General features: G+C 65.8%; 16 protein-coding genes, 2 tRNA genes, 3 rRNA genes and 1 pseudogene. 4 read left to right on the top strand and 18 right to left on the bottom strand.

The annotated features are described in order from the left end of the window. The first annotated feature begins 313 nt into the window (after positions 1-313). The gene (locus E4A48_RS17655; protein ID WP_039006523.1) at positions 314-1,672 is read left to right on the top strand and encodes a substrate-binding domain-containing protein; all 1,359 of its coding nucleotides are present in this window, start codon (positions 314-316) and stop codon (positions 1,670-1,672) included. A gap of 226 nt (positions 1,673-1,898) precedes the next feature. Further along, on the top strand, positions 1,899-2,039 hold the full coding sequence (locus E4A48_RS21310; protein ID WP_230812698.1) for a hypothetical protein: 141 nt from the start codon (positions 1,899-1,901) through the stop codon (positions 2,037-2,039). 159 nt (positions 2,040-2,198) lie between these two features. Here the strand turns inward: E4A48_RS21310 and rrf are convergent. From rrf to E4A48_RS17625, 5 genes are all read right to left on the bottom strand, one after another. Further along, positions 2,199-2,313 (bottom strand): 5S ribosomal RNA (rrf, locus tag E4A48_RS17645). Between the two features lie 170 nt (positions 2,314-2,483). Then, positions 2,484-5,363: ribosomal RNA gene (locus E4A48_RS17640) — 23S ribosomal RNA — on the bottom strand. Between the two features lie 227 nt (positions 5,364-5,590). Continuing rightward, a tRNA-Ile gene (locus tag E4A48_RS17635) sits at positions 5,591-5,667 on the bottom strand. 75 nt (positions 5,668-5,742) lie between these two features. After that, a tRNA-Ala gene (locus E4A48_RS17630) sits at positions 5,743-5,818 on the bottom strand. An 85-nt stretch (positions 5,819-5,903) separates the two neighbouring features. Beyond that, positions 5,904-7,448, bottom strand: a 16S ribosomal RNA gene (locus E4A48_RS17625). Together the 16S, 23S and 5S rRNA genes with 2 tRNA genes alongside form the textbook arrangement of a ribosomal RNA operon. Before the next feature lie 736 nt (positions 7,449-8,184). Between E4A48_RS17625 and E4A48_RS17620 the strand changes: the two genes are divergently transcribed. Beyond that, complete coding sequence (locus E4A48_RS17620) at positions 8,185-9,066, top strand: benzoate/H(+) symporter BenE family transporter (protein ID WP_142742872.1); 882 nt, start codon at positions 8,185-8,187, stop codon at positions 9,064-9,066. A 22-nt stretch (positions 9,067-9,088) separates the two neighbouring features. Here E4A48_RS17620 and bphP read toward each other — a convergent pair whose 3' ends face one another. The 6 genes and pseudogenes from bphP to E4A48_RS17585 all read right to left on the bottom strand — a co-directional run bounded on the left by bphP (position 9,089) and on the right by E4A48_RS17585 (position 16,570). After that, the gene (gene bphP / locus E4A48_RS17615; RefSeq protein ID WP_039004848.1) at positions 9,089-10,993 is read right to left on the bottom strand and encodes a bacteriophytochrome BphP; all 1,905 of its coding nucleotides are present in this window, start codon (positions 10,991-10,993) and stop codon (positions 9,089-9,091) included. Beyond that, positions 10,990-11,589, bottom strand: a complete 600-nt coding sequence (locus E4A48_RS17610; protein ID WP_039004847.1) for a biliverdin-producing heme oxygenase — start codon at positions 11,587-11,589, stop codon at positions 10,990-10,992. The genes bphP and E4A48_RS17610 overlap by 4 nt, the downstream gene beginning before the upstream one ends. A 201-nt stretch (positions 11,590-11,790) precedes the next feature. Next, positions 11,791-13,035 (bottom strand): TCR/Tet family MFS transporter, encoded by a 1,245-nt coding sequence (locus tag E4A48_RS17605; RefSeq protein ID WP_039004846.1) that lies wholly within the window; start codon positions 13,033-13,035, stop codon positions 11,791-11,793. Between the two features lie 326 nt (positions 13,036-13,361). Beyond that, positions 13,362-15,593 (bottom strand): annotated as a pseudogene (locus tag E4A48_RS21465) (lytic murein transglycosylase). Positions 15,594-15,982: 389 nt separating this feature from the next. After that, positions 15,983-16,165: a hypothetical protein gene (locus E4A48_RS17590; RefSeq protein ID WP_142742871.1), complete on the bottom strand. Its 183-nt coding sequence runs from the start codon at positions 16,163-16,165 to the stop codon at positions 15,983-15,985. Positions 16,166-16,177: 12 nt separating this feature from the next. Continuing rightward, a complete protein-coding gene (locus E4A48_RS17585) occupies positions 16,178-16,570 on the bottom strand; it encodes a YchJ family metal-binding protein (protein ID WP_039004844.1) in 393 nt (130 codons plus the stop codon). Positions 16,571-16,668: 98 nt separating this feature from the next. Here E4A48_RS17585 and E4A48_RS17580 point away from each other — a divergent pair, with 98 nt between their 5' ends. After that, complete coding sequence (locus E4A48_RS17580; protein WP_058196484.1) at positions 16,669-17,442, top strand: sulfite exporter TauE/SafE family protein; 774 nt, start codon at positions 16,669-16,671, stop codon at positions 17,440-17,442. Between the two features lie 12 nt (positions 17,443-17,454). Here the strand turns inward: E4A48_RS17580 and E4A48_RS17575 are convergent, their stop codons facing one another. From E4A48_RS17575 to folE, 7 genes are all read right to left on the bottom strand, one after another. Next, entirely contained in the window at positions 17,455-18,663 is a 1,209-nt protein-coding gene (locus E4A48_RS17575) for a Wadjet anti-phage system protein JetD domain-containing protein (protein WP_039004842.1), read from the bottom strand. Positions 18,664-18,668: 5 nt separating this feature from the next. Further along, on the bottom strand, positions 18,669-22,205 hold the full coding sequence (locus E4A48_RS17570; protein ID WP_260607988.1) for an ATP-binding protein: 3,537 nt from the start codon (positions 22,203-22,205) through the stop codon (positions 18,669-18,671). Between the two features lie 82 nt (positions 22,206-22,287). Next, positions 22,288-22,992 (bottom strand): DUF4194 domain-containing protein, encoded by a 705-nt coding sequence (locus E4A48_RS17565; RefSeq protein ID WP_039004841.1) that lies wholly within the window; start codon positions 22,990-22,992, stop codon positions 22,288-22,290. Further along, a complete protein-coding gene (locus E4A48_RS17560) occupies positions 22,979-24,448 on the bottom strand; it encodes a DUF3375 domain-containing protein (RefSeq protein WP_039004840.1) in 1,470 nt (489 codons plus the stop codon). Before E4A48_RS17560 ends, E4A48_RS17565 begins: the two co-directional genes overlap by 14 nt. Then, positions 24,445-25,032 carry a DUF4276 family protein gene (locus E4A48_RS17555; RefSeq protein ID WP_081044671.1) on the bottom strand — a complete coding sequence of 196 codons (588 nt, stop codon included), beginning with the start codon at positions 25,030-25,032 and terminating at the stop codon, positions 24,445-24,447. Before E4A48_RS17555 ends, E4A48_RS17560 begins: the two co-directional genes overlap by 4 nt. After that, positions 25,032-26,228 carry an AAA family ATPase gene (locus E4A48_RS17550; RefSeq protein ID WP_039004838.1) on the bottom strand — a complete coding sequence of 399 codons (1,197 nt, stop codon included), beginning with the start codon at positions 26,226-26,228 and terminating at the stop codon, positions 25,032-25,034. The genes E4A48_RS17555 and E4A48_RS17550 overlap by 1 nt, the downstream gene beginning before the upstream one ends. 73 nt (positions 26,229-26,301) lie before the next feature. Next, positions 26,302-26,904: a GTP cyclohydrolase I FolE gene (folE, locus tag E4A48_RS17545; protein ID WP_039004837.1), complete on the bottom strand. Its 603-nt coding sequence runs from the start codon at positions 26,902-26,904 to the stop codon at positions 26,302-26,304. Positions 26,905-26,964 lie beyond the last annotated feature (60 nt).

Genomic DNA, 26,964 nt, shown 5'->3' with positions numbered 1-26,964 from the left:
TCTGCCGTTCGCATTGACCTAATCCCAGTGCTTTTTTTATCACACTGACTTGGACGCTTCTTCGAGCCGCCTCGCTTCGCTCTCGAACACACGCGATAGCAGCAGGCTGCGCGAACTCGATGACACCTCTGCATATCCCCGTGACTCGCTAGGCCACCGCAGCCAGTAGCGTCAGTCCTGACCGCGAAAAGATACGCACGCGCGATCGCCACACTTCATATGCCCCGCACACATCGCGTGACCGCGCTCACAGTCACTGCCATGTCACGCCTGTCGCCAACACTGCCGCCTGTCAAGATCCTGGGGGGATCCGATGTCGCGTTTCATCTTGCACCTGCTGTTGCTGGGTGCCGCAGTGCTGTGCTCCATCCCACCCGCCGCCGCGCAGCAGCCCGAACGCCTGCGCGTGCATGGCTCCAACAGCGTCGGCGCACAGCTGATGCCGGCACTGGTCGAATCCTGGTTGCACAGCATCGGCTATCGGCAGATCCAGCGCCGCCGTGTCGATGCGGCGACGCTGGAAATCTCCGCGCTGCGCGACGACGCACCACTGGTGGTGGAAATCGGCAACGCCGGTTCGGCCGCCGGCTTCGCCGATCTGGTTCGCGGCGATGCCGAACTGGCAATGCTGGCGCGGGTCCCCGACGCGCGCGAACACGATGCCGCCTGGCAGCTTGGCGACCTGTCCTCGCCGGACCAGAACTTCGTCCTCGCCCTGGACGGTGCGCGCGTGCTGGTCGCCGCCGACAATCCGCTGGCCTCGCTCAGCGTCGCGCAACTGCACGACATCCTCAGCGGGCGGCTGACTCGCTGGTCGCAACTCGGCGGTGCCGACCTGCCGATCGAAGTGCAGCGCAACGCCGAGCGCAGCGGATTAGGCGATTTTCTGCGCGAACGCCTGTCGCTGCCCGCCAGCGCACAACCCGCCGCGCAACGCCTGCATGCCAACCTGGTCGAGACGGCGCAGGCCGCGGCCGGGCACCCGGCTGCGCTGGCGATCGTCGCGCTGACCACGCCGCTCCCGGCAGGCACCCGTGCGCTCGCCATCACCGACGGCGGCATCGCCGTGTTGCCCAGGCCGGCCAGCATCCGTGGCGAGGACTATCCCCTGGTGCAGCGCTACAGCCTGTATGGAGGGCAGATGATGTCGGCACTCGGCCGCAGCCTGGCCCTGTATTCGGTCGGCGCGCAGGCGCAGCAGGTCGTGCGCCGGATCGGGCTGATCCCGATGAGCATCGCACCCGATCCGACGCAGCCGCCGCGCGCGCGCGGCGACGCGCGCAAGGCAGATGCGTACTTGCAGACCGGCGCCGGCGCGCAACGTCTGACCACCACCTTGCGTTTCAACCTGCAGTCGCTGAACTCGATGTTCGAGGCGCGCAGCGCGCAGGATCTGGACCGGTTGATCGCCTTCATGCAGCAGCAGGCAATGCGCGGCCGTGCCTTGGCGGTCATCGGCTTCGCCACACCGGATACGGCCAACCGCCTGTATCCGACCATCGCCAGCAACGACCGCGCCGACGTGGTCGCCGCCTATCTGTCCCAGCGCGGCATCGTGGTCAAGCGCGCGCGTGGACTGGGCGCGGCGCGCCCTCTGCTGGGTGGCGAAGATATGCCGGCCAAGGTGCGCAACGAGCGCGTCGAGATCTGGCTGCTGGACGCCGGGCACTGAACCCTGCGGCAAAAGCTGAATTTGAAGCTGACGCGAGTGTATCCACTCCTTGCAAAACCCTGCGTCGGGAGCATAGCCATTCTGCTCAAACGGAGAGCGCCATGAACGACCTCAGCACGATCCGGTCCAGGCCGCTGCTGGCGGTATCGCTCGCGCTCGCGCTGGCCTTCTTGGTAGCGCCTACGCGCAATCGCCTGCTCCAGCTGCGCCACTGACCCAGGCACAGGTGAAGGCGCTACTGAGCGAGCAGGGTTACAGCAAGCTGGACAAGCTGAAGTTCGAAGATGGGCTATCGAAGACCGAAGCTACGAGCGGCGACGGCAAGCGCGGCGATGTGCGGGTCGGGCCGCGCGGTGGCCGTATCTAACGGTGGGGACGCCGTCCAAGCTGAGCGAAGCGCAAGTGCGTGCGTCGCTGCTGGCATCGAGCTACTCGCATTAGCACGATCTGGCAGAGGAGGGTGTTTTTTGGATTTATCGCGCAAAAAAAATCCCCGTCCTTTTGGGATGGGGATTAGGGGTAAAGGCCCTGGCGATGACCTACTCTCGCATGGCTTGAGCCACACTACCATCGGCGCAGCTGCGTTTCACTTCCGAGTTCGGGATGGGATCGGGTGGTTCCACAGCGCTAATTTCACCAGGGAGACGGTTGGAGTGTCGCCTGGTTGTGTCTTCTGACAAGGCACGGAAGTGCGGATTGTCTGGAAGACGGCAACTGGCGCCAGCCTCTCATAGGGTGTGACGTAGCGAGCGTTTGGATAGCTATCGACGTGTGTCGTGCTAAGGGATGCTTGGAAGCACCTTGAGGTTATATGGTCAAGCCGCACGGATCATTAGTATCAGTTAGCTCAATGCATTGCTGCACTTACACACCTGACCTATCAACCACGTAGTCTACATGGTTCCTTAAGGGGGCTTGTGCCCCGGGAAGTCTCATCTTGAGGCGCGCTTCCCGCTTAGATGCTTTCAGCGGTTATCGCTTCCGAACATAGCTACCCGGCAATGCCACTGGCGTGACAACCGGAACACCAGAGGTTCGTCCACTCCGGTCCTCTCGTACTAGGAGCAGCCCCTCTCAAACTTCCAACGCCCATGGCAGATAGGGACCGAACTGTCTCACGACGTTCTGAACCCAGCTCGCGTACCACTTTAAATGGCGAACAGCCATACCCTTGGGACCGACTACAGCCCCAGGATGTGATGAGCCGACATCGAGGTGCCAAACACCGCCGTCGATATGAACTCTTGGGCGGTATCAGCCTGTTATCCCCGGAGTACCTTTTATCCGTTGAGCGATGGCCCTTCCATACAGAACCACCGGATCACTAAGACCTACTTTCGTACCTGCTTGATCCGTCGATCTTGCAGTCAAGCACGCTTATGCCTTTGCACACAGTGCGCGATGTCCGACCGCGCTGAGCGTACCTTCGTGCTCCTCCGTTACTCTTTAGGAGGAGACCGCCCCAGTCAAACTACCCACCATACACGGTCCCCGATCCGGATAACGGACCTAGGTTAGAACGTCAAGCACGACAGGGTGGTATTTCAAGGTTGGCTCCACCACAGCTAGCGCCATGGTTTCGTAGCCTCCCACCTATCCTACACAGACGAACTCAACGTTCAGTGTAAAGCTATAGTAAAGGTTCACGGGGTCTTTCCGTCTTGCCACGGGAACGCTGCATCTTCACAGCGATTTCAATTTCACTGAGTCTCGGGTGGAGACAGCGCCGCTGTCGTTACGCCATTCGTGCAGGTCGGAACTTACCCGACAAGGAATTTCGCTACCTTAGGACCGTTATAGTTACGGCCGCCGTTTACTGGGGCTTCGATCAAGAGCTTCGCCTTGCGGCTGACCCCATCAATTAACCTTCCAGCACCGGGCAGGCGTCACACCCTATACGTCCACTTTCGTGTTTGCAGAGTGCTGTGTTTTTGATAAACAGTCGCAGCGGCCTGGTTTCTGCGACCCTCTTCAGCTATAGCTCGCATGAGCCACCAAAAAGGGTGCACCTTCTCCCGAAGTTACGGTGCCATGTTGCCTAGTTCCTTCACCCGAGTTCTCTCAAGCGCCTGAGAATTCTCATCCTACCCACCTGTGTCGGTTTACGGTACGGTCTGCGTAAGCTGAAGCTTAGGAGCTTTTCCTGGAAGCGTGGTATCAGTGACTTCGTCTAAAAGACTCGTCTCGGTGCTCGGTCTTAAAGGATCCCGGATTTGCCAAAGATCCAAACCTACCGCCTTTCCCCGGGACAACCAACGCCCGGTACACCTAACCTTCTCCGTCCCTCCATCGCACTTACGCGAGGTGCAGGAATATTAACCTGCTTCCCATCGACTACGGCTTTCGCCCTCGCCTTAGGGGCCGACTCACCCTGCGCCGATTAACGTTGCGCAAGGAAACCTTGGGCTTTCGGCGTGCGGGTTTTTCACCCGCATTATCGTTACTCATGTCAGCATTCGCACTTCCGATACCTCCAGCGGACTTCTCAATCCACCTTCAACGGCTTACGGAACGCTCCTCTACCGCGCATCGCTTATCGCGATGCACCCCAAGCTTCGGTTCACTGCTTAGCCCCGTTAAATCTTCCGCGCAGACCGACTCGACCAGTGAGCTATTACGCTTTCTTTAAAGGGTGGCTGCTTCTAAGCCAACCTCCTGGCTGTCTGTGCCTTTCCACATCGTTTTCCACTTAGCAGTGAATTTGGGACCTTAGCTGTGGGTCTGGGTTGTTTCCCTTTTCACGACGGACGTTAGCACCCGCCGTGTGTCTCCCGGATAGTACGTACTGGTATTCGGAGTTTGCAATGGTTTGGTAAGTCGCGATGACCCCCTAGCCATAACAGTGCTCTACCCCCAGCAGTATTCGTCCGAGGCGCTACCTAAATAGCTTTCGAGGAGAACCAGCTATCTCCGGGTTCGATTAGCTTTTCACTCCTAATCACACCTCATCCCCTACCTTTGCAACGGGAGTGGGTTCGGGCCTCCAGTCAGTGTTACCTGACCTTCACCCTGGGCATGACTAGATCACCCGGTTTCGGGTCTACTGCCCGCGACTATGCGCCCTTATCAGACTCGGTTTCCCTTCGCCTCCCCTATACGGTTAAGCTTGCCACGAACAGTAAGTCGCTGACCCATTATACAAAAGGTACGCAGTCACTCTTGCGAGCTCCTACTGCTTGTACGCACACGGTTTCAGGATCTATTTCACTCCCCTCTCCGGGGTTCTTTTCGCCTTTCCCTCACGGTACTGGTTCACTATCGGTCGGTCAGGAGTATTTAGCCTTGGAGGATGGTCCCCCCATATTCAGACAGGGTTTCACGTGCCCCGCCCTACTCGTCTTCACTGGAATGGCCCTTTTAAATACAGGGCTATCACCTTCTATGGCCAACCTTTCCAGGTTGTTTTTCTAGAACCATACCAGCTTAAGGGCTAGTCCCCGTTCGCTCGTCACTACTTAGGGAATCTCGGTTGATTTCTTTTCCTCCGGTTACTTAGATATTTCAGTTCACCGGGTTCGCTTCCAGCAGCTATGTATTCACTGCAGGATACTGCCGAAGCAGTGGGTTTCCCCATTCGGACATTGCCGGATCAAAGCTTGTTGCCAGCTCCCCGACACTTTTCGCAGGCTGCCACGTCCTTCATCGCCTCTGACCGCCAAGGCATCCACCGTGTGCGCTTATTCGCTTGACCATATAACCTCAAGTTGCCTCAAGGTCATGCTGAGTCCGGGGGTACAAAACCCGGACGCGAACTATAACGACTCAATTTCTAGGGACTCGAAGTCCCCGCCTTAGCCACAACGACACGTCAAGATAGTTTGATCTCAAACGCTCGCTACGTCACAAATTTTAAAAGAACATACTCCAGCCTCACTGCTGGCGCATCTTAAATTCTTAGTGTGCTTCTTACATTCAGAGTGGTGGGTCTGGGAGGACTCGAACCACCGACCTCACCCTTATCAGGGGTGCGCTCTAACCACCTGAGCTACAGACCCAAAGTCTTTGCTCTCGCAGGTCCCTTAGACTGTCCGCACACGCAGGTACGGGCGTTTGCAGAGGGATCTGCAATCTGGTGGAGCCAGTCGGGATCGAACCGACGACCCCCTGCTTGCAAAGCAGGTGCTCTCCCAGCTGAGCTATGGCCCCGAAATCGGGGTGCTCCGCCCTGTGGCGGAACTCTCTGAATGCAGGTTACTTGTGAGGACGCCTGTAGGCGTAGTTGTCATGCTCAAAAGGAGGTGATCCAGCCGCACCTTCCGATACGGCTACCTTGTTACGACTTCACCCCAGTCATCGGCCACACCGTGGCAAGCGCCCTCCCGAAGGTTAAGCTACCTGCTTCTGGTGCAACAAACTCCCATGGTGTGACGGGCGGTGTGTACAAGGCCCGGGAACGTATTCACCGCAGCAATGCTGATCTGCGATTACTAGCGATTCCGACTTCATGGAGTCGAGTTGCAGACTCCAATCCGGACTGAGATGAGGTTTCTGGGATTGGCTTACTCTCGCGAGCTTGCAGCCCTCTGTCCTCACCATTGTAGTACGTGTGTAGCCCTGGTCGTAAGGGCCATGATGACTTGACGTCATCCCCACCTTCCTCCGGTTTGTCACCGGCGGTCTCCTTAGAGTTCCCACCATTACGTGCTGGCAACTAAGGACAAGGGTTGCGCTCGTTGCGGGACTTAACCCAACATCTCACGACACGAGCTGACGACAGCCATGCAGCACCTGTCTCACGGTTCCCGAAGGCACCAATCCATCTCTGGAAAGTTCCGTGGATGTCAAGACCAGGTAAGGTTCTTCGCGTTGCATCGAATTAAACCACATACTCCACCGCTTGTGCGGGCCCCCGTCAATTCCTTTGAGTTTCAGTCTTGCGACCGTACTCCCCAGGCGGCGAACTTAACGCGTTAGCTTCGATACTGCGTGCCAAGTTGCACCCAACATCCAGTTCGCATCGTTTAGGGCGTGGACTACCAGGGTATCTAATCCTGTTTGCTCCCCACGCTTTCGTGCCTCAGTGTCAGTGTTGGTCCAGATGGCCGCCTTCGCCACAGATGTTCCTCCCGATCTCTACGCATTTCACTGCTACACCGGGAATTCCGCCATCCTCTACCACACTCTAGTTGCCCAGTATCCACTGCAATTCCCAGGTTGAGCCCAGGGCTTTCACAACGGACTTAAACAACCACCTACGCACGCTTTACGCCCAGTAATTCCGAGTAACGCTTGCACCCTTCGTATTACCGCGGCTGCTGGCACGAAGTTAGCCGGTGCTTATTCTTTGGGTACCGTCAGAACAATCGGGTATTAACCGACTGCTTTTCTTTCCCAACAAAAGGGCTTTACAACCCGAAGGCCTTCTTCACCCACGCGGCATGGCTGGATCAGGCTTGCGCCCATTGTCCAATATTCCCCACTGCTGCCTCCCGTAGGAGTCTGGACCGTGTCTCAGTTCCAGTGTGGCTGATCATCCTCTCAGACCAGCTACGGATCGTCGCCTTGGTGGGCCTTTACCCCGCCAACTAGCTAATCCGACATCGGCTCATCTATCCGCGCGAAGCCCGAAGGTCCTCCGCTTTCACCCTAAGGTCGTATGCGGTATTAGCGTAAGTTTCCCTACGTTATCCCCCACGAAAAGGTAGATTCCGATGTATTCCTCACCCGTCCGCCACTCGCCACCCATGGTATTGCTACCACTGTGCTGCCGTTCGACTTGCATGTGTTAGGCCTGCCGCCAGCGTTCACTCTGAGCCAGGATCAAACTCTTCACTTAAAATTACAGACCCGAAGGCCAATACTTTGATATGCAGAGTTCAAACCAAGCTTACGTATCGCTTGCTTAGCAATTGATTTGTTGCTCTTGATTCGAACGTCTGCAAGATGGACATACTTCCACCTGCAGGCGCCCTCACAAGTTACCTGCGCACACTGTCAAAGAACTTGGGGGCCGGCCTCAGCGCCTTTCCCGTTCCGCCGCGACGTTTCCGTCGTAGCGAGCCGCCCATTATAGCGGGCTTTTTCTTGCCGTCAACACCTCGTTTCGGAGGGCTTGACGCCGATTCAACTCAAACCCCGAAGGCTTTTCGCTGAACCGAGCCGCACATCATAACGGCTTTTTTGTTGCCGTCAATACCCTGATTTATCAGGAGGTTGACGCCGCTTCTTGATGAGGACCCGGAGGTCTTTTCGTTGAAGCGAGCCGGCCATATTAGCCGTTTTTTTCACGCCGTCAACACCCGATGTTCGCTAGGTGGTTCCGGCCCCGTTGTGCCTCCGTCGAACCGAAGATCCGGCAGCTGCGTAGCGGGCCGCGCAGTCTACCGGGCCAGGAAAAAACGTCAACCGCTTTCTTGCAGTCGGCATGCATCAAGGCTGGCGGCTGTTTCGTGGTGGCGAGCAGCATAGAAAGTTAGCGCGCGTCGCGCGCGAGGACACCGCTGATCCACGCCGCTGCTGCCGTTGGCGGCCGCCTCGCCGAGAATGCGGTTAACCTCCTGCAGGACCTCGCAATGCACTCCACTGCCGGACGCTCTTTATGCCGCGACGCCTCGCTGGCGGCGCTGGTCGCCGGCTTCGTCACTGTATTGGTCGGCTTCGCCAGTTCGGCGGTGATCGTGTTCCAGGCCGCGCGCACGCTGGGCGCCTCGCAGGCGCAGATCGCGTCGTGGATGTGGGCGCTGGCGCTGGCGATGTTCGCGGTCTATCTGCTGGGGCGCCGCGCGTTCCCGCGCTATGCGGTGATTGCGACGTTTGCGGTGGGGATCGCGATCGACGCCGGCAGCGGCATGCTGCATCTGGAGACCGCGCAGCTGCGTCTGGCGCGGCCAGTGTTGGTGTGGCCGATGCTGTCGTGGCAGGCGCTGCTCGGCATCGCGCTACCGCTGTTGATGGTGACGATGGCCTCGCAGAACCTGCCCGGGGTGGCGGTGATCCGCGCTTCCGGCTACGCGGTGCCGATCTCGCCGACGATCGGCTGGATCGGCGTGGTCAACACGCTGCTGGCGCCGTCCGGGGCCTATGGGCTGAACCTGGCGGCGATCACCGCAGCGATCTGTATGGGCCGCGAGGCGCAGGAAGATCCGCAGCGGCGCTATATGGCGTCGGTGTTCGCCGGCCTGTTCTACCTGCTGATCGGCCTGTTCGGGGCGAGCGTGGCGGCGCTGTTCGCTGCGTTCCCGAAGGAACTGGTGATGGCGATCGCCGGAATCGCGCTGTTCGGGACCATCGGCAACAGCCTGGCGATGGCGCTGAAGGACGAGGGCGAACGCGAGCCGGCGCTGATCACCTTCCTTGTGACTGCCTCGGGGCTGTCGCTGTTCGGCATCGGCACCGCGTCCTGCGGCCTGCTGGCCGGTGCGGCGACGTCGCTGCTGTGGCGGCGCACGCGCTGAGCGCGCGCCGCCACAGCCTGTCTCAGCGCGGGTCGCGCAACTGCAGCAGCCAGTGCGTGGAGACGCCGGACGGGCTGGGCAAGGGTTCGAAATCGAACTGGCGATACACCGCGATTGCGGCGTCGATGCGCAGCGGCAAGGTCACGTAGGCGGCGCGTCCCTGGCGCAGCAAGGTGGCGATGCGCTGGGTTTCGGCGGGTGCGGCATCGCTGGCGTACAACTGGTCCAGTTCGCAGCCGATCAGCTCGGCGCTCTCGCGCTGGTACAGCGCCGCGAAGGCATCGTTGACGAATGCCAGCCGGCTGGCCCGCCCGTCGCTGCCGCGCTCGATGATCGCCACCGGTTCGCGCAGTCGCGACAACGAGGCTTCCAGCAGCGCGAAATCCTGTTGGAAGCGCTTGCGCTCCATCAGCTCGATCAGTACCCGCAGGCTGCGCGCCGACTCCAGGCTCAGCGGCGACCACGGCCGCGCACGGCCGCGCACGGTTTCCTGCCACAGGTCGAAGCTCTTACGCGGCGACAGACGCGCGTTGGGAATGTCCTGCAATTTGGACAGCTGCGGGTTGCCTGCCCAGTTGACCGTGCGTACCTGCTCGCGCCGCGTCCACAGCAGTGCGCTGCGCGCCTGCGGCATCAGCGGTACGAAGATGAAGCCGGCGGCTGTAGAAGCCAGGTCGGCCAGTTCCGGGAAGGTCGCGCCGATCTGGTCGGTATGCAGCGCGCCGACCGCGTCGTGGCGCAGCGCCTCGTGGTGGCTGGCCTCGATCTGCTCGCGGATCCGGGCAAGTTCGGCGGCGCTCGGCACGGTGCCGTGGCGGGTGACGTGGTCGCCATGGAACACCGCCACGCCGTCGGCATCGACCACGTCGAGCAGGTCCGAGGCCATGTCGTCGAGCATGTCGCCGGTCAGGTTTTCGGCTTCGTTGAAGTTGGTGATCAGCTTCTCGCGCACGGTCAGAAGCACCGATTCCACGCGCGCGCGCGCCACCGCGGTCAGCGCGCCGATGCGCCCGGCCAGGGCGCGGCTGACCGCGTCGGTGACGTCGCGCATCTCGTGGTTGCAGAAGTACGGGCGGTAGTGGTGGCAGGCGATCAGGCCCCACAGCGCATCGTTGACCACGATCGAGGCCACCAAGGTGGCGGTGACGCCCATGTTGGCCAGGTATTCCAGGTGCACCGGGGAGACGCTGCGCAGGCTGACGTCGCTCAGGTCCACCGGTGCGCGCAGCCGCGGATGCAGGGTCGGCTGGATCGGCGAGGGGATATAGCCGACGTCGGCGATCTGGCGCACGCGGTTGCGCAGGTACAGCGTGCGCGCCTGCACCGGGATATCGGTGGCCGGATAGTGCAGGCCGAGATAGGACTCCAGCTCGGGCGTGCGCGCCTCGGCCACGACATCGCCGTTCCACTCGTCGTCGAAGCGGTAGATCATCACCCGGTCGTAGCCGATCAGCGTGCGCAGGTTCTTGGCCGCACGCTGGCAGGCCTCGTCGAGGCTGCTGTCGCTCTCGAGCCGGCGCAGCAACGGCAAGGCCTCGCGCAAGGTGGCGTCGGCGAGCGGCGCATCGCGCGGCTCCAGTTCCAGCAGCCATTGCTCGGGGTACAGATGCCAGGCGCCGACCCAGCGCTGGCGCGGAGCGGTGGCGCGGCGCGGGAAGTGGACATCGCTGTAGCCGAGCTGGGCGCGCTCGGCGGCGTCCGCCGGCATGCGCGGTGCCTGCAGCGTCAGCAGCGCGTCGTAGCGCTGTCCGAGCAGGTCCGCCGGCGGCACGTCGAGCAGCTCGGCGGCGTTAGCGCTGGCCTGCACGATGCGACCGTCGCCCGGTTCGATCACCAGCAGCACGCCGTGCGGCTGGATCGATCCGGGAATATGGATCGGCTCGCGCGCGCAAGCGTCCATGTCCAAGGGCGCGACGGTCTCGCTCATGCGGCGGTCTCCAGGGCGAAGTGGGTGTGGAAGTGCGCGAACATCGCGCGTGCGCCATCGACCGCGGCCTGCCGCGATTGCGGCGTCGGCAAGGCCTGCTCCAGGCGTTGCTGGAACCGCCGCCAACAGGCCGGATCGGCATGGCCGAGTTCGAAGTAGGCCAACGCTGGCGCGGCAGCGGCCAGCGTCTGCCGCAGTCGCCGGGCGATCAGGCGCCCGCCCAGGCGCGAGCCTTCGACCACGTACAGCATGCCCCAGCGGTTGCCGGCGTCGGCCGCTGACGGCGCTGGCGCCGGCAGCGGCGGGGTCGCCCGCAGCACGGCCAGATCCTGCTCCAGCAGCGGACTGCGCGGCTGGTAGCGCCAGTCGGCATCGCCGTTGACGTGCAGCCAGGCCGACTCGCGTTGCTCCCAGCCGGCCAGCGCGGCGTGATGGCGGCGCAGCACCTGGACGTAGTCGGGCACGGACAGGGAATCGCGCATCAGCGCTCGCATCGCTGGCAATTGTTCGACGGCCAGGTGCTGTTGCGCGGTGGCGTCGCGCAACAGGCGCGAAGCGGTGAGGTGCGCGGCGAAACCGTCGGGGGGCGACATCATGGAGGGCGGGCGGTCTACCGCAGCCGGACCGGCCGCGACGGCGGAGATGCCGCACAGCGTAGCATCGTGGACGCATCGCACCGTGCGACAAAGCGGCGCCACGCGCGGCTGCGCGCCGGTTCAGGCTGAGCAATTCATCCACCGCCAGCGGCACCACGCCGGCCATGCGGGCAACGGTCCGCCGCAGCGCGGTCCGGCGTGCTAAGCGGTGGCGCTGTCGGGCAGGCGCGCACGGCGCCAGGCCACGATCCAGCCGGCGGCCAGCAACAGCGCGGCCAGCAGCCACGGCGCGCCGGGCAGATGCGCCGGTGCGTGCTTGCCGATGAACAGCGCAAACACCCAGGTGTACAGCAGCGGCCCGCCGATGCCGGCCAGGCTGACCAGGCTCATCAGCGCCCCCTGCACGCGGCCCTGCGCATCGGCGCCGACGTGGCGGGTGACGATGGCCTGCGCGGACGGCGACGCCACCGCCCACAGCGCGCTGACCGGTACCCCGAGCAGGAACATCGCGCCGCTGCCGGCGACGCTGTAGATGGCGAAGCCGACCACCCCGCAGCCCAGCCCGAACAGCAGCGCGCCGCGCTCGCCGAGCCGGCGCACCACGCGCGCGACCAGCAGCGCGTTGACCACGATGCTGCACACCCCGACCAGGGCCAGCACCCAGCTGACCTGCTTCGGTCCCCACTGGTACTGGTATTCGGCGAACAGCACGAAGATGCTCGGGTAGACGTAGTGTGCCAGGTTGGCCAGGAAGATCACCGCGGCCAGCGCGAACACCTGCGGGTAGCTGCGCAGCAGCCGCAGCGCGCCGAACGGATTGGCGTGCTTCCAGTCCAGGCGCGGGGTGCGCCGTTGCGGTGCCAGCGATTCGGGCAGCACCCACAGGCCGTAGAGGAAATTGAGCAGCGCCAGCGCCGCGGCGAACCAGAACGGCGCGCGCAGGTGGTAGCTGCCGAGCCAGCCGCCGAGCAGCGGCCCGATCACGAAGCCGAGCCCGAACGCGGCGCCGATCATGCCGTAGGCCTGGGCGCGCTTGTCCGGCGTGGTGATGTCGGCGATGTAGGCGTTGGCGGTGGTGAAGCTGGCCGAGAACACGCCCGACACCACCCGCGCCAGCAGCAGCAACGGCAGGCTCTGCGCCAGCGCCATCACCACGAAATCCACGCCCAGCCCCAGGCACGAGGCCAGGATCACCGGGCGCCGGCCGTAGCGGTCGGACAGCGCGCCCTGCAGCGGCGAACTGACGAACTGCAGCGCGGCGAACAGGAAGCCGAACCAGCCGACCCACTTCGCCGCCGCGGCGAAATCGCCGCCGGTGAAGCCGCGCACCAGCCCCGGCAGCACCGGAATGATGACGCCGAAAGCCAGCACGTCGATCAGCAGGGTGATGAAGATGAAGACCAGCGCGGCACGGCGCGTGCGCGCGGCAGGGAGCAAGGAAGGCAAGGCAGGGTCTCCCGAAGGACGCGGCAGTGTAATCGGCAGGCGTGGGGTTTCGGAGTGGGGCTGGACTTGTGGTTGCGCCAATGGCGGCGGTGCGACCGGGAGGCGGGCGAGAATGCGATTGCTGCGGGAGGGTTCGGTCCCGGCGCCTTGTCCAGCGCCGTGTCGGTAGACCGCGTCGGGACTGAAGTCCCTCCCACAGGGAAGCCGGTCGGCCTGGGGCCGGTCGATGCCTAATGGGGACGGTCGATGATGCGACTGCGGCTGATGGCCTGAGGCCACCGCCGCCACCGCCTATCCGGCGCGAGCGCTCGCGGCAGCGCGCGCCGTCACAACGGGGCGACCGCGATGGTCTGCTGCAGCACGTGCTGTGCGCCTGCGGCCAGTTCGATCACCTCGGGGCCGGCATTGGCCGCTTCCAGGCACACGAACTGGCGCCAGTGGGCGCCGACGTCGGCCATCTTCTGCGCGCCGGCTTCGCCCGGGTTCCAGGCCACCAGGGTGCGGCTGCCGGCGGTGGCGATCTCGATGCGGCGCTGCAGGCCCGGGTCGAGCAGGGTGTAGCGGCCGCCGGCGCCGGTGTAGATGCGGTCGCTGCGGCCCGGATCGCGCGGGTCCTGCAGGCTCCAGTCGCCGTGCTGGCGGTGCGGCGTGGCGTAGTTTTCGAACTTGTCCAGGTAGTCGAGCCCGTCCAGACCCTGCACCCGCACCTGGGTGGCGTCGGCGACGTGGAAATAGTTGTGCAGCGCCTGGGTGAAGCGCGTCGGCGCCTGGCCGACGTTGTCGGTGATCAGGCGCTGCTGCAGGGTCGCGCCGATGCGCAGCTGCATGCGCAGGCGCAGCGGCAGGTCGTCGAAGTCCGGCGGCGCCAGGGTCAGCAGCATGCTGCCGTCGGCCTCGCGGCGCGCGTCCTGCAGCTGCCACGGCACGGTGCGCACGAAGCCGTGCGCCGGCACGTCGGCACGCTGGTCCTGGCGGCCGAAGTACGGCCAGCACACCGGGGTGCCGCCGCGGATCGGGGTGGGCGTGGGCTGCGCGCTCGGCGACAGCCACATCACCTCGGTGACGCCCTTGGGCACGAACGACAGCAGCTGGCCGCCGAACAGGCTGATCGCGGCGGTGGAGTGCGGGGTCTCCACCAGCAGCGAGGGATAGCCGTGGAAATCGCCTGTGCTCAGGCCGGGGATCTCGGACATGGGGGTGATGCTCCGTGGCGCGGGGGTTTGGACGAAGGCCGGTTAGCGCGCCGGCACGCGGAAGGCGCTGATAGGCTTGCCGCCGAATGGCGTGGATGGCGGTACAGGCGCTGGCGGCGTGACGGGTGCGGTGGCCGGGGCGCCGGACGCCTCGCGGCGCAGCGCGTCGAGGATGCGCTGCCCGGCGCGGCCGTCGGCCGGCTGCAGGCCCAGGCGCTGCTGCTCGGCCTGGATCGCGTGGCGGCTGGCGCTGCCGATCATGCCGTCGGCCTGGCCGATGTCGTGGCCGCGCGCCAGCAGCAGGGTCTGCAATTCGCGCCGCTCCGGACGGCCCAGGCCGGGATCGTCGGTGGGCCAGGCGGTGGCCAGGCCGGGCTTGCCGCGCAACTGGTCGGACAGCAGCGCGATCGCTAGCGCATAGCTTTCGGCGGCGTTGTAGGCGTAGATCGCGTCGTAGTTGCGGAACACCAGGAACGCCGGGCTTTGCGTGCCGGCCGGGATCAGCACCGCGGCCGGGGTCTGCGGCGCCAGCGTGGGCAGCTCCAGCGCGCTGCCGTCGATAGCGGTCAGGCCGCGCGTGCGCCAGTCGGACAACGGCCGGCGCTGGGTGCGCCCGGCCAGGGCGGGGTCGAACCCGGCAGGCAGCTTCACCTCCATGCCCCACGGCTGCCCGCTCTGCCAGCCGGCCAGCTTCAGATAGTTGGCGGTGGAGGCCAGCGCGTCGGGAATGCTGGCGACCAGGTCGCGGCGGCCGTCGCCATCGCCGTCCACGGCGACGCGGGCATAGGTGCTGGGCATGAACTGGGTATGCCCGAACGCGCCGGCCCAGGAGCCGCTCAGGCCGTCGGGCCGCAGGTCACCGGCCTGCAGCAGTTTCAGCAGCGCGAACAGTTCGCCGCGGAAGAACGGCTGGCGGCGGCCGTTGCACGACAGCGTCAGCAGCGATACCAGCAGCGGGCGCTTGCCGGAGACCCGGCCGAAGTCGCTCTCCACGCCCCATACCGCGACCACGGTCGCCGCATCCACGCCGTATTGCTGCACCACCTTGGCGAGCAGATCGCGGTGGGTGGCCAGCATCGCGCGGCCGTCGGCGACGCGTTGCGTGTCCACCAGCCCGGCCAGGTAGTCCCAGATCGGCGTGGTGAATTCGGGCTGCGCGTCGAGTAGCGGCAGCACGCTCATGTCCGGCTGCACGCCGGCGGTGAAGCGGTCGAACGCCGTGCTGCTCACGCCGGTCTTGGCGGCGGCCATGCGCAGCGTGGACAGGCAGCCGGCGAAGACGGGATCGGGCGCGGCGGGCGGCGCGGGCAGGATCTGCGCGGCGGCGCAGGGCGCGGCCAGCAACAAGGCCCAGGCGAAACGCATCATCGGAACTTCCTCGCCAACAGCAGGCCGGACATCATAAACAACCGTGGGCAATGGGGCTGCTCACGGGCAGCGGCGGGGGGCTTGGGAATACGGGGTTTTGTTGGAACGGCGTCAGCAGCGACAGGCTCCTGTCGCGGCTGAAACCCTACACGGCCTGCGGATCGCCTGCTGGGTGCACTGCCGCGACAACTTCCGAAGCCGGAGGGCCCGCTGCTGCGCTCGTCGCGACTGAAGTCGTTCCCACAAGCATTCCAACGGCGCCGCGCAGCTGCGAGACCTCTTGTGGGAGGGACTTCAGTCCCGACTGCATGCCAAGTCGGAAAATCCGCTTCGCTGGTCGCAGCTGAAGCCGCTCATACAAGGTTGCTGGCGGCTGTTGCGCCGGCTCAGTACACGGCGAACACGCGGTTGCGGCCGCCGCTCTTGGCCACGTACAGCACTTCGTAGACGCGCTGCACCACGCCGTTGGCGTCGTCGCCGGGGCGCAGCTGGACCACGCCGATGCTCAGCGTCGGCTGCAGCTCGGGGGAGGCGAGTGCGGCCAGCGCCGCGCGAAGCGGATGCCACACCTGAGCATGGGTTCAATCCAACGCGTCCAGGTAGTACCAGCGGCCATCCTCGCGTACGAAACGGCTGTGCTCGGTCATGCGCACGGCGCTGCCGCCGCCGATGCGGTAGCGCGCCAGGAACGCGACCTCGGCACGATCGGCGGCGCTGGCGACAACCCGCTGCACGGTTAGACCGAGCCAGGTGGTGTGCGTATCCAGCTCCAGTTGCGCCGGGCGTGTGGACGGGTGCCAGCTGGCGCGCAGGTAGTCGGCGTCGCGGCGCACGTAGGCGCTGTAACGCGAACGCATCAACGTCTCGGCATCGGGCGCGGCGGCGCCGGCGTGGTAGAGTCCGCAGCACTGCGCGTAGTCGCGCGGGCGGCCGCAGGGGCAAGGATCGGCGAGGCGCGGGGCGGATGGAGGCATGCGTCGATTGTGCCGGCTGCGGAGGCGCGGCGCACGCCTGCGCGGCCCCGGGCGGCGACCCAGGCTATGCTTGCGCCCCCATCGCGCGGAGCGCCGCCTTGCTGGAGCTGATCCCGCCCGAACTGCCGTGGCTGCTGTGCATCGCCTTCGTCGCCGGGCTGGTGGATGCGGCGGTGGGCGGCGGCGGCCTGATCCAGTTGCCGGGGCTGTTCGCGACCCTGCCGCAGCAGGCGCCGGCGGTGCTGCTGGGCACCAACAAGTTCAGCGCGATGGCCGGCACCGGCGCGTCGGCCTGGCGCTATGCGCGCAACGTGCGCTTCCCGTGGCGGCCGGTGCTGTACGCCACTGCGGCGGCGTTCGCGTTCTCCTTCCTCGGCGCCAGCGCGGTCAGCCTGCTACCGAAACAGGCGGTGCGGCCGCTGATCCTGGCGCTGCTGATCGCGATGCTGGCCTACACGCTGGTCAAGAAGGACTTCGGCGCGCTGCACCGGCCGCGCCACATCGGCCGCCGCGAACTGGCCATCGCGCTGGCGATGGGCGCGGCGATCGGCTTCTACGACGGCTTCTTCGGCCCCGGCACCGGCAGCTTCCTGATCTTCCTGTTCATCCGCTTCTTCGGGCTGGACTTCCTGCGCGCCTCGGCCGCCTCCAAGGTGGTGAACCTGGCCACCAACCTGGCCGCGCTGTGCTTCTTCGTACCCAGCGGGCAGGTGCTGCTGGCGGTGGCGGTGCCGATGGCCGTGGCCAATATCGCCGGCGCGGTGGCCGGCACGCGGCTGGCGCTGCGCGGCGGCACGCCGTTGATCCGGCAGCTGTTCCTGGTGCTGGTGGTGGTGCTGATCGGCAAGATGGGCTGGGATCTGCTGCGCTGAGGCGCGGCCGAATCAGCTGACGATCGCGCACAGTTCGTCGCGCTCTCCGGCCAGCGCAGCGCGGATGCGCGGCCATGCGTAGTCCCAGGCGATGCGCTCCTGCTCCAGGCGCGGCGCGGGGCCGAAGCGGCCGCTGCGCAGGCCGGTGTACAAGGCCTGCTCGGCGGTGCTGAGCGCGTCCAGCCGCTGCGCGCGATGCTGGCGGCGCTCGTGTCCCCACAGCTCGGATGGCGTAGCGCGCAAGGTGGTTTCGTCCATCAACAGCGCGACCGTCCGTGGCGCATGCCGGCGCAGGCGATGCAGGATCGCCAGGCCGTGGGTGTCGATGTCGCCCCAGTAGTACAGCGGCACTGCCTGCAGCCAGTCGATGGCGCGCACGTAGTCCACCGCGTAGCCACGCGCCAGCAGCAGCAGCGTGCCGGGAAGGTCCTCGCAGGCCAGGCCGGTCTCGCGGTTCTCCACGATCAGCACCTGCCGCACCGGCAGCTGCAGCGCGGCGATCTGCGCGATCGGCGCCTGGATGTCGTCCAGCCCGCCGAGCCGCGCGCGCAGGTCCGGATCGAGCAGGCGCAGGCGCACCCGGTCGGGCGCGCGGCGTAGTCCGGACAGGCTGTCGAAGCTGCGCGGTTCGGCGCTGCCGCGCAGCCCGGCCAGCCAGTCGGCGATGACCCCGCGGCGCGGCTCGATCCATTTGCTGTCGATGCCGGCGATCGGCAACTGGCGCAGGAACAGGCCGCTGTGCGGATGTGCATGCAGCCAATCGACCACCGCAAGCAAGCGCTCGAAATCCGCTTCCGGCGCATCGGCAAGCAGATCGAACTGCCGGCGCAGGCGCGCGGCAAACCCCAGTGCCTGCGGCCAGCGCGCGACGAGCGCTGCGCTGCGCTGGCGTGCGCGCTGCCAGCGCGCGTGTTCGCCCAGCGCCAGCGCGGCCTCATCGGCGTTCGGCTGCCAGGCGTGCGGCAGGCATTGCGCGCCGAGCTGCGGCCATTTCACATCGCGCCATTCCACATGCCCCGGCAACGGCGTGGTGCGCCAGGCGCGCAGCCAGGCGCCGAACGCATCGAATCCGGCGCTGGCATGGGCCTGGGTCGGCATGCGCAGCGAGATCGGTTGCGGCGCGGCCTCGCCGAGCAGCCAGGCGCCGCGGTGCAGCCGCCATTGCCCGCGCAAGGCGGCGAGCACGGCATCGGGAAGCAGCATGGCGTTGGCGCGCGCCATCCCGGTCAGGCCCTCGGCGGCTTGCTCGGCTCGGCCGGGGGACGCGGCGTGCGTGACGTGCGCGCTGTGGCCGACGTGGCGCTGGCGGAAACCGTAAGGTCACCGGCATCGCCGGCCGCAAGGCGGCTCGACGCGGCGCCGGCTTGTTCCGCTTCCGGCGCTGGCACCGCATCGCTTGGCGTGGCCGTGCCGCGCGTGCGTTCGGGCAGCTTGAGCCGGCGTGCCTCCTCGTCGTACTCGATCAACAGCACGCCCGAATCGTGGCGGCCGCTGATCTCGACGAAACAGGCGCCGCCGATGAACGGCTCCAGCGTCATCACCGACTTCAGCGGCGTGGCCACCACCATCTGGAAGCCGAAATTCTCGAAGATGTTCATTGCCAGCGCGGTGAACTCGTTGTCGGCCTTGTCGAAGGCTTCGTCCAGCACCACCGCGCAGTAACGCGGCAGTTCGCCGTCCTCGCCACCGAGCTGGTAGCGCAACGCGGCGGCCAGGCAAGTGGTGGCCAGCTTCTGCCGCTGGCCGCCGGACTTGCCGGCGCCGCTGCGGTAGATCTCCACCTGCTGGCGGGTGGCGGCATTGAGCTCGACGCCGACGAACTCCACGTGCAGGCGCACGTCCAGCACCAGCTCGCGCCAACGCTTGTCCTCGCCGTCCTGCGAACCGAGCCGGCGCACCAGTTCGCGCAGCACCGCAAACTGCTGTTCGGCCAGTTCGCGCTGCTCGGTCTGGTGGTGGCCGAGCACGTCGCGCAGGCGCTGGTGGAACTCGATCACTTCCGGCAGGCGGCGGTCGCCCAGTTCGATGGTCAGCAAGGTGCCGCGGTTGAACGGCACCTGTTCCAGGCTGGCGTTGACCTCGTCCAGGCGCTGGGCGATGGACTTGCGCGCCTCCGCGGTATGCCGTTGCAAGGCCAGCAGGTTGTTCTTGCTCTGGCTCTGCAGCAGCTCGAAGAAGCGCGCCTCGTGCTGCGGCAGGCCGTCGCGTTCCAGGCGCTGCAGGCGCGCGAGGAAGTCCTCCGCGCTGCTCAGGCTGACGGTGAAATCGCCGCTGTCTTCAGGCCATTGCTGGCAGTAGCGGCGGAAGCAGCCGAGCAGCAGTTGCTCCAGGCGGTTGTGTTCCTTGTCGCTGGCGCTGGTCTGCTCGACGATGGCATTGCCGATCTGGCGAAAATGCGCCTCGAGATTGTCCAGGCTCAGCACGCCCAGGCCAGCGAGGCGCGCGTCCAGCCCCTGCCGCTGCAGCGGCGTGACCACGCGCGCCTCCGCGTCGGCGCAGGACAGCCGCTGCTTTTCCAACCGCGACCGTTCGACGCCGAGGGCGATCCGCTCTTCGCGCACGCCATCGAAAGTGCGCTCGGCCTGCTTGATGTCCGCGCGCGCATGGTCGATCGCCTCGCCCAGCGCACGCAGGTTCGCATCGCCCTCGCGTAACTGGCGCAGCGCCGTGGCGATGTCGTCCAGGCGCTGCAACGGCGCGGCTACGTCGATCTCGTCCCAGGCCAGGTTGGCCAGGGTGTGCTGGGCCAAGCGCCGCGTGCCGTCGCGTTCGCGGCGCACGCGCAGCGCGGCCACGTCGGCGTCGCAGGCGGCGATGCGCTGCGCCAGCGCCAAGCCCTCCTCTTCGAACAAAGCCAGCTTGTCGCGGTTGTCGAAGCCCAGCAGCCAGCGCCGGCGATCGTTCACCGCATGGCGGTCGTCCTTCTCGTAGCGCTCGCCCGGATGCTTGACCTGGCCTTCGCGGGTGATCGCGCGCTCGGCATGGCGCAGCGCCGTGGCGCTGTCCACGCAGTCGTAGTCGAAGCGCTTGCCCAGCTCGCGGCGCAGCCAGCCGGCGAAGGCGTGCTCGCGCAGTTCCAGCTTGTGCAGCAACGAGCCGGCGGCCGGCGCGCGCCCAGGCAGGGCGTGCTCGTTGTCGCGCACCCGGTAATAGACCAGGCGGATGCCCAGATGGGTGCGGTTGACCCAGTCGGCCACGTCGGCGTAGTGGCGTTCGTCCACCAGCAGCGATTGCGCGAAGCCGTGCAGCACGCGCTCGATGGCGCCGCGCCAGTCGGCGTCCTCGCTGCGCACCTGCAGCAGCTCGCCGACGAACGGCAAAGCGGCCTCGGGTACGCCGGTGTCGGCGCTCAGGCGCGCGCGCAGCGCCTGCATCGGCGCAGGAATATTGGATGGAGTGCGCTTGAGCGCGTCGATCTCGGCGCGCACTTCGGCAAAGCGCCTGGCGTCCTCGGCCTTGCCGGCGATGCGCTGGCCGATCGCCTCGTCGAGTTCGGCGGCCGCGCGCGTGCCGTCCTCCAGCGCCGCGCGCGCCTGTGCGGCCTGCTCGGCGAAGCCCTGCGCGCTGCCGGCCAGCACCTGTTCCAGCTGGCGGCAGGCCTGCTCGGCCTGGGTGCGCTTGGCGGCGCGGCGGTCGCGCTCGGTTTCCTGCTGGCCGCGCTCGCGTTCCAGCGCATCGATGCGCTCGCCGCCCTGCGCGCGGCGCTGCGCTTCCAGGTCGTCCAGGCGCCGCTGATGGTTCTCCAGCACGGCGCGGCGTTGCCCTTCCTCGCCGGCCAGGCCGCGGTCCTGGGTATCCAGTTCCTGCAGCCGTGCATCCAGCAACGCCAAGCGGCGCTGCTCGCGGTAGCTGTCGATGCCGAGCTTGAGTTCGTCCAGTTCGCTGCGCTGGCGGCGCACCGCCATCAGCTCGGCGTGGTGCGCGCGCGCCGGCAGCAGGGTCTCGACCTGGCGGCGCGCGGTCACCACCGCCTGATGCGCGCCGTCGAGTTCGGCGAAGTCGCCGACCAGGCGCTCGGCGGCGTCGAAGGTCTTCGGTTCCTCGAGCATGAAGCCGCGCAGGAAGGCGTTGAGGTCGCCCAGGTTCTTCGCCGACTGGGTCTTGTGCAGCAGCCGCAGCGCCATCTCGTTGCCGATGCCGAGCTGGTGGCGGAAGCGTTCGGCATAGCCGGCGAAGCTGTCGAAATGGTGCACGTCGTGCAGGCGCTGCTTGAGCTTGCGCAGGTCCAGGTCGAAACCGTCCAGGTCGGCGGCGATGTCGAACGCGCGCTCGGCCACCATGTAGTGCTTGCGCACGTCGGCCGCGGCGGTGCCGTTGCCGGCGATCCAGAACAGCCGCACCAGGCTGACCACGCGGTCTTCGCCATTGCGGTATTCCAGCACCAGCGCGGTCCAGGTGGCGCCCTTGCGCAGGTACTGGGTGGCGATCTCGCCCGATTCGCTGTCCTGCTGGTCGGCCCAGGCGCCGCGCACGTAGGAGACCAGGTTGCGGTCGCGGCCGCTGCGCTCGGCCTCGCGCGCGGCGGCGTTGAAATCGACGATGCTCGGCGGCGTCAGCAAGGCCGACATCGCATCGAGCAAGGTGGACTTGCCCGAGCCGGAGCGGCCGACGAACAGGAAACCGCGCGCGGCGATCGGGATCTCGGTCAGGCCGGAAAACGTGCCCCAGTTGTGCACCTGCAGGCGGCGCATGCGGAACTGCTGGAGGCGCGGATCGGGCTGATCGCCGGCGAACAGGCCAAGCGTGGAAGCGGAGGATTTCATCGGCACAGTCTAGGGACGCGGACGCACGGAACCAAGCCGGGGCGGGCGCTTTCGCGGCAGTCCGCGCCGGCCAACGCGCAGCCTAGGCGTCCTGTGCAGCCTCGGTGGCATCCTCGCCGCTGCCCGGGCCTTCGCGCAGCTGGCGGTACACCTGCGCCAGCGCAGCCACGTCCTCGGCCGAGAACAGCAGCTTCAGCGCCGGCGAGACTTCGTAGCGTTCGTCTTCGCCGCGCAGGCGGGTCAGGATGTGGTTGTCCTTCATCTTCTGCACGGCATTGCCGACCCGGCGCAGGAAACCGGCGCGGTCGGTGGACAGGTTCTTCTCGTACACCGCCAGCGCTTCGCCCAGCTGCGCGTCCTCCACCACCGCGCGCAGGCCGCGCGCATCGGCTTCGGCCAGTTGCTGGCGCAGGTACAGCAGCAGCACCGAATCGATGAAGGTCAGCGGCGAGGAGCGCAGCAGCACCGGCGCTTCCAGTTCGCCGGTGTCGGCCTGGCGGGTGAAGGCGATGCCGGCTTCGCGGTCCAGCACCAGTTCCAGGAACAGGTCGGCCAGGGCGCTACGGATCGCTGCCTCGCTGCGCAGCAGCGCCGGCCACAGCTTGCTGTGGCGCTGTGCGTCCACGCTAGGGCCGCTGAGCAGCTGGCACAGCGCGCGCCGCGCTTCCACCGGCAGGCGCCCGCTGTCGCCGGGGAACAGGCCGGTGCCGGCGTCGGGCGCCGCGTTGTCGGCCGCGTCCGGCAGGCGTTCCTGCTCGGCATCCAATTCGTGGTCATGCCAGTTCATGGCGTTTCTCCTGGGTAAACCACACCAACGGAATGCGCGCGCGGCGCCACTGGCCGTCGCCGCCGCGCCATTGCGCGATCTCGTGCTGGCCGGAGGCGACCACGCCATGGCGGGTACCCAGCGACAGGTAACCGATCACGCTGCCCAGGCCCTGGCTGGCCTCGCGCTGCGTCAGCACCTGGGCGATGGACAGTTGCGGCTGCTCGGCGAGCAGGTCGAACAGATCGCGGCGCAGGCTGCGGAAGTCGATTTCCGACTGCGCTACCAGGTCGCCGACGCTGTCCAGCGAAATCGCCGCCGCCTCGTTGCGCTGGATGCCGCCCTCGACCTGCTGCTGGCGCGGGTCGTGCAGCCGCCATTGCGCCAGCGAGCGCAGGCGGCCGGTGGTGAGGTTGAGATCGCGGCCGATGCCGCGCTGTGCGGGAAAGTGATCGCGCAACGCCAAGGCCTCTGCCTGCGCCTGCTTGAGCAACTGGTTGAGCCGGCGCTGCTCCAGGTAGCCGCGGCTCTGCACGAAGCCGCGCAGGCTACGCGCGAAATGCTGCATCACGTCGTGGACCTGGCCGCCGCGCTCGAGCATGGTGCCGGTGAGCCCGCGCAGGAAGCCGCGCTCGCGGCGGTCGAGCTTGCGCGCGAACGAGCGCGCCAGCACCGTCTCCAGCGCCGCGTCGAGCTGCGCGCTCTGCTCGGCATCGTTGAGCAAGGCCCAGAACGCCTGGAAACTGCGCCCGGCATCGCTGTCGCCGATCACGTCCACGCCTTCGAACAGCTTGCCCAGGATCTCGCCGCGCTCGCCCTCGTCGTCGATGATGCGCTCGCGGAAGTCGCGGTTGAGCTGCTCGAAATCGTCACGCACGCGGCGGAAATCCTCGGTCAACTCGTCGGCCAGCGCGATCACCTGGCGCGCGCGTTCCAGCGCGCGCTTACCGTCCAGCGCCGCGACCTTGCCCTTGGAGACCCGCGCGATCTCCGCATCGATGCGGTCGCGCTCGTCGCGCAATGCCGACAGGCGCGCGTCCGGATTGGTCTCGGTCAGCGCCGCCAGCTGCGCCAGCTGCTGCATCACCAATGCCAAACGGCTCTCGGTGGCCGCGCCGCGCGCATGCTCCAGGCCATCGGCGAAGCGGATCGCCTGCGTGGCCTGGGTGGACAGTTCGTATTCTTCCTGCTGCGCGCCGTCCGGCAGCCGCCGCTCCAGCCAGCCCTGCGCCAGCCAGTGCGCCACATACGCCTGCGCGGTGCGCGGCAGCTCGCGCGACAGCTGCTCGGCATTGAGTTCGTCGAGCATGCGCTGCAGGCGTTCGTGCAGCACCGCCGCCGGCAGCCGGCGTTCGCTGTCCAGCAACAGGGACTGCAGCAGTCCGATGACTTCCGGCGCCTGGTCGGCGGCGAGCAGCTTCCACAGCGGCTGTTCGCGCAGGGTGCGGTAGCGGGCGATGCGGGCGCGGTGTTTCATGGCGCGGCGGCGTAACCCATCTGCGTCGCCAAGCGGCGAACTCCGCTGACGAAGGCGAGGAAACTTGGCGAGCCGTTTCGATCGTCCCGCAAGTGATCCGCCATGAGTCGCGCACCACTTCGCTTCTGGAACTCAGGAATCAGTCGTTCCAGTTCCACCGAAGGCTTTCGCCATGCATCAGGCTGTGCGAATCGTTTGCGCAATGCCGGGGTGTCAAGCTTGCGCTCGGGAAATGCCAAGGCCAACGCCTTCAGATCTGCGATATACCAGCCCTCCAGTTCCTGGCAAACCAGTCGCACCAGCGTATCGGGGCGCCCATGCTGCGCGCACAGCTGAACGAGACGCGCCTTGATGTCGATGCAATCGGCGCCATCATTGTCACGCACCACGACGAAACGGTCGCCCGGCACCCGCCATTCGCGTAGCTTTATCCGCAAGCTGCGCTCGAGATCGCTTTTCCCATCATGCGGCAGACACTGGAAATCCCGGTCTTTTTCCCATCCCGGAAGCAGACGAGGCAGCAAACCATCCAGTAACACCTTCATCGAAGGCTCTTCCAGCAAGAAAATGATACGTCCCTGCATTAGGCCACGTCCCGATTCAGACCCTCGAACAGTCCCTGCTTCCAAAGATAGCCAGGCAAATCCCCTGCTTCGAACAACGCACGTAGATTCTCCGAGTCACTGGCACGGGTGATGGTGGTGAATCCACCCTCCTTGCGCAGGCAATAGATCTCGTCCAACGTCAACGCATTCAGGAAATCCGGTGAATGCGTGGAAATGAAGACTTGCCCGCCGCGCCTGGCATATTCACGGAACTCTTCGGCCAGATCCGGCAGAAGCTCCGGATAGAGCTGGTTCTCCGGCTCTTCGACGGCCAGCAACGGGTAGGGCTTGGGGTCGTTCAGCAGGACTAGATACGCGAACATCTTGATTGTGCCGTCAGAGACGTAACGGCCAATAAAAGGATCCTTGAAGCTTCCATCCTGGAAGCGCAACACGAGGCGGCCATCCACGGTCTGTTGCGGCTGCACCACCGACACACCAGGAACGCGCCGGCTCATCGCCTGCAATACCCGATCGAATCGATCGCGATGGTTTTCGTAGAGGTAGTTGGCAACCAGCGGGAGGTTGTCCCCGCGGGTCGACAAATGCTCTGCAAAACCATCCTCTTGGCTCGGCCTGGCTTCGGAGACGTGGAAATCGGAGACATGCCAGTTCTCGATCATCAAGCGAAACGCACTGGCCGCCTTGAATCGCTCGAACTGACCCAGACCCTTGATAGCCAGAATGTCGGGAGAATCCAACTCCTGCTCTTCCCGGGTGAGTTCTTCGTCCTTCTTGGAGAACTCTTCTTCATTGGTGATCGCGTACCCCTTGCCATGCGCGAAATCCAGGAAGCGGAACGGTGCACCATAGCTGCCACGTTTATAACGCAACACCTCACGCTCGATTTCCACGCGCGACCCGATACCAGGCGCGATTTTCAGCACATATGTCACCAGCCGCTCTTTACCGGTGATCTCCAGTCGGAACTGAAGGGTGAATTCGATTGGCTCGTTTGCGAAACCGCGGCTGGCAACCTCTCGATAGCCACCACGCTTCGCGATCGCCTTACCCACGTTCATGGATAGGGAGTCTTTCAGGAAAGAGAACACGTCGAACAATGTCGATTTCCCGGTGCCATTGGCGCCTACAAGAACGCAAAGCCGTGGCACATGGGTCAGCTTGGTGTCACGGAACAGCCTGTAGTTCTTGATTTCTATGGATTCGATCTGCATGCCGCTGCTCGCGTTGGCCGCCGTCGACCTATGGATACATCAATCTATCAGCCATCGCCACTGCGCGGCGCGCTCAGCGCACCCCGGCGTCGATGAAGCGCAGGAACTCGGCGCGGGTGCGCGCGTCCTCGCGGAAGGCGCCTAGCATCTTCGAGGTGACCATGCTGACGCCGCGCTTGTGGATGCCGCGGGTGGTCATGCACTCGTGCGCGCCTTCCACCACCACGCCCACGCCCAGCGGCTGCAGCACGTCCTGGATGCATTGCGCGATCTGCGCGGTCATCTTCTCCTGCACCTGGAAGCGCCGCGCGTAGACATCGACCACGCGCGCCAGCTTGCTGATGCCCACCACCTTGCCGCGCGGCAGGTAGCCCACATGCACCTTGCCGATGATCGGCGCCATGTGGTGCTCGCAATGGCTTTCGTATTCGATGTCGCGCAGCACGATCATTTCGTCGTAATCGGCCACTTCTTCGAACGTGCGCAGCAGGTACTGGCGCGGGTCGGCCTGGTAACCGCTGAACCAGTCGCCATAGGCCTCGGCCACGCGCCGCGGCGTGTCCAGCAGGCCCTCGCGGTCCGGGTCCTCGCCGGCCCAGCGCAGCAAGGTGCGCACGGCGGCTTCGGCCTGGTCCTGGGTAACGGGGGTGTCAGGGGTCTTCTTGGAATCGGCCATGAGCGAGAACGCCCGTGAGGGGGGCTGCATGGTACCCGAGTCGCACGCATGCCGCCGAAA

This window comes from Xanthomonas translucens pv. cerealis, assembly GCF_006838285.1.
Lineage (GTDB): Bacteria > Pseudomonadota > Gammaproteobacteria > Xanthomonadales > Xanthomonadaceae > Xanthomonas_A > Xanthomonas_A cerealis.
Note: the sequence above shows the minus strand (reverse complement) of the source record. Positions and strands in the feature narration are given on the sequence as shown.

What these genes read in the sequence shown, in the direction of transcription:
- E4A48_RS17655 (WP_039006523.1), top strand. Translation starts at nt 314, where the DNA reads ATGTCGCGTTTCATCTTGCACCTGCTGTTGCTGGGTGCCGCAGTGCTG.
- E4A48_RS17620 (WP_142742872.1), top strand. Translation starts at nt 8,185, where the DNA reads ATGCACTCCACTGCCGGACGCTCTTTATGCCGCGACGCCTCGCTGGCG.
- bphP (WP_039004848.1), bottom strand. Translation starts at nt 10,993, where the DNA reads ATGAGCGAGACCGTCGCGCCCTTGGACATGGACGCTTGCGCGCGCGAG.
- E4A48_RS17610 (WP_039004847.1), bottom strand. Translation starts at nt 11,589, where the DNA reads ATGATGTCGCCCCCCGACGGTTTCGCCGCGCACCTCACCGCTTCGCGC.
- E4A48_RS17585 (WP_039004844.1), bottom strand. Translation starts at nt 16,570, where the DNA reads ATGCCTCCATCCGCCCCGCGCCTCGCCGATCCTTGCCCCTGCGGCCGC.
- E4A48_RS17575 (WP_039004842.1), bottom strand. Translation starts at nt 18,663, where the DNA reads ATGGCGCGCGCCAACGCCATGCTGCTTCCCGATGCCGTGCTCGCCGCC.
- E4A48_RS17570 (WP_260607988.1), bottom strand. Translation starts at nt 22,205, where the DNA reads ATGAAATCCTCCGCTTCCACGCTTGGCCTGTTCGCCGGCGATCAGCCC.
- E4A48_RS17565 (WP_039004841.1), bottom strand. Translation starts at nt 22,992, where the DNA reads ATGAACTGGCATGACCACGAATTGGATGCCGAGCAGGAACGCCTGCCG.
- E4A48_RS17560 (WP_039004840.1), bottom strand. Translation starts at nt 24,448, where the DNA reads ATGAAACACCGCGCCCGCATCGCCCGCTACCGCACCCTGCGCGAACAG.
- E4A48_RS17555 (WP_081044671.1), bottom strand. Translation starts at nt 25,032, where the DNA reads ATGCAGGGACGTATCATTTTCTTGCTGGAAGAGCCTTCGATGAAGGTG.
- E4A48_RS17550 (WP_039004838.1), bottom strand. Translation starts at nt 26,228, where the DNA reads ATGCAGATCGAATCCATAGAAATCAAGAACTACAGGCTGTTCCGTGAC.
- folE (WP_039004837.1), bottom strand. Translation starts at nt 26,904, where the DNA reads ATGGCCGATTCCAAGAAGACCCCTGACACCCCCGTTACCCAGGACCAG.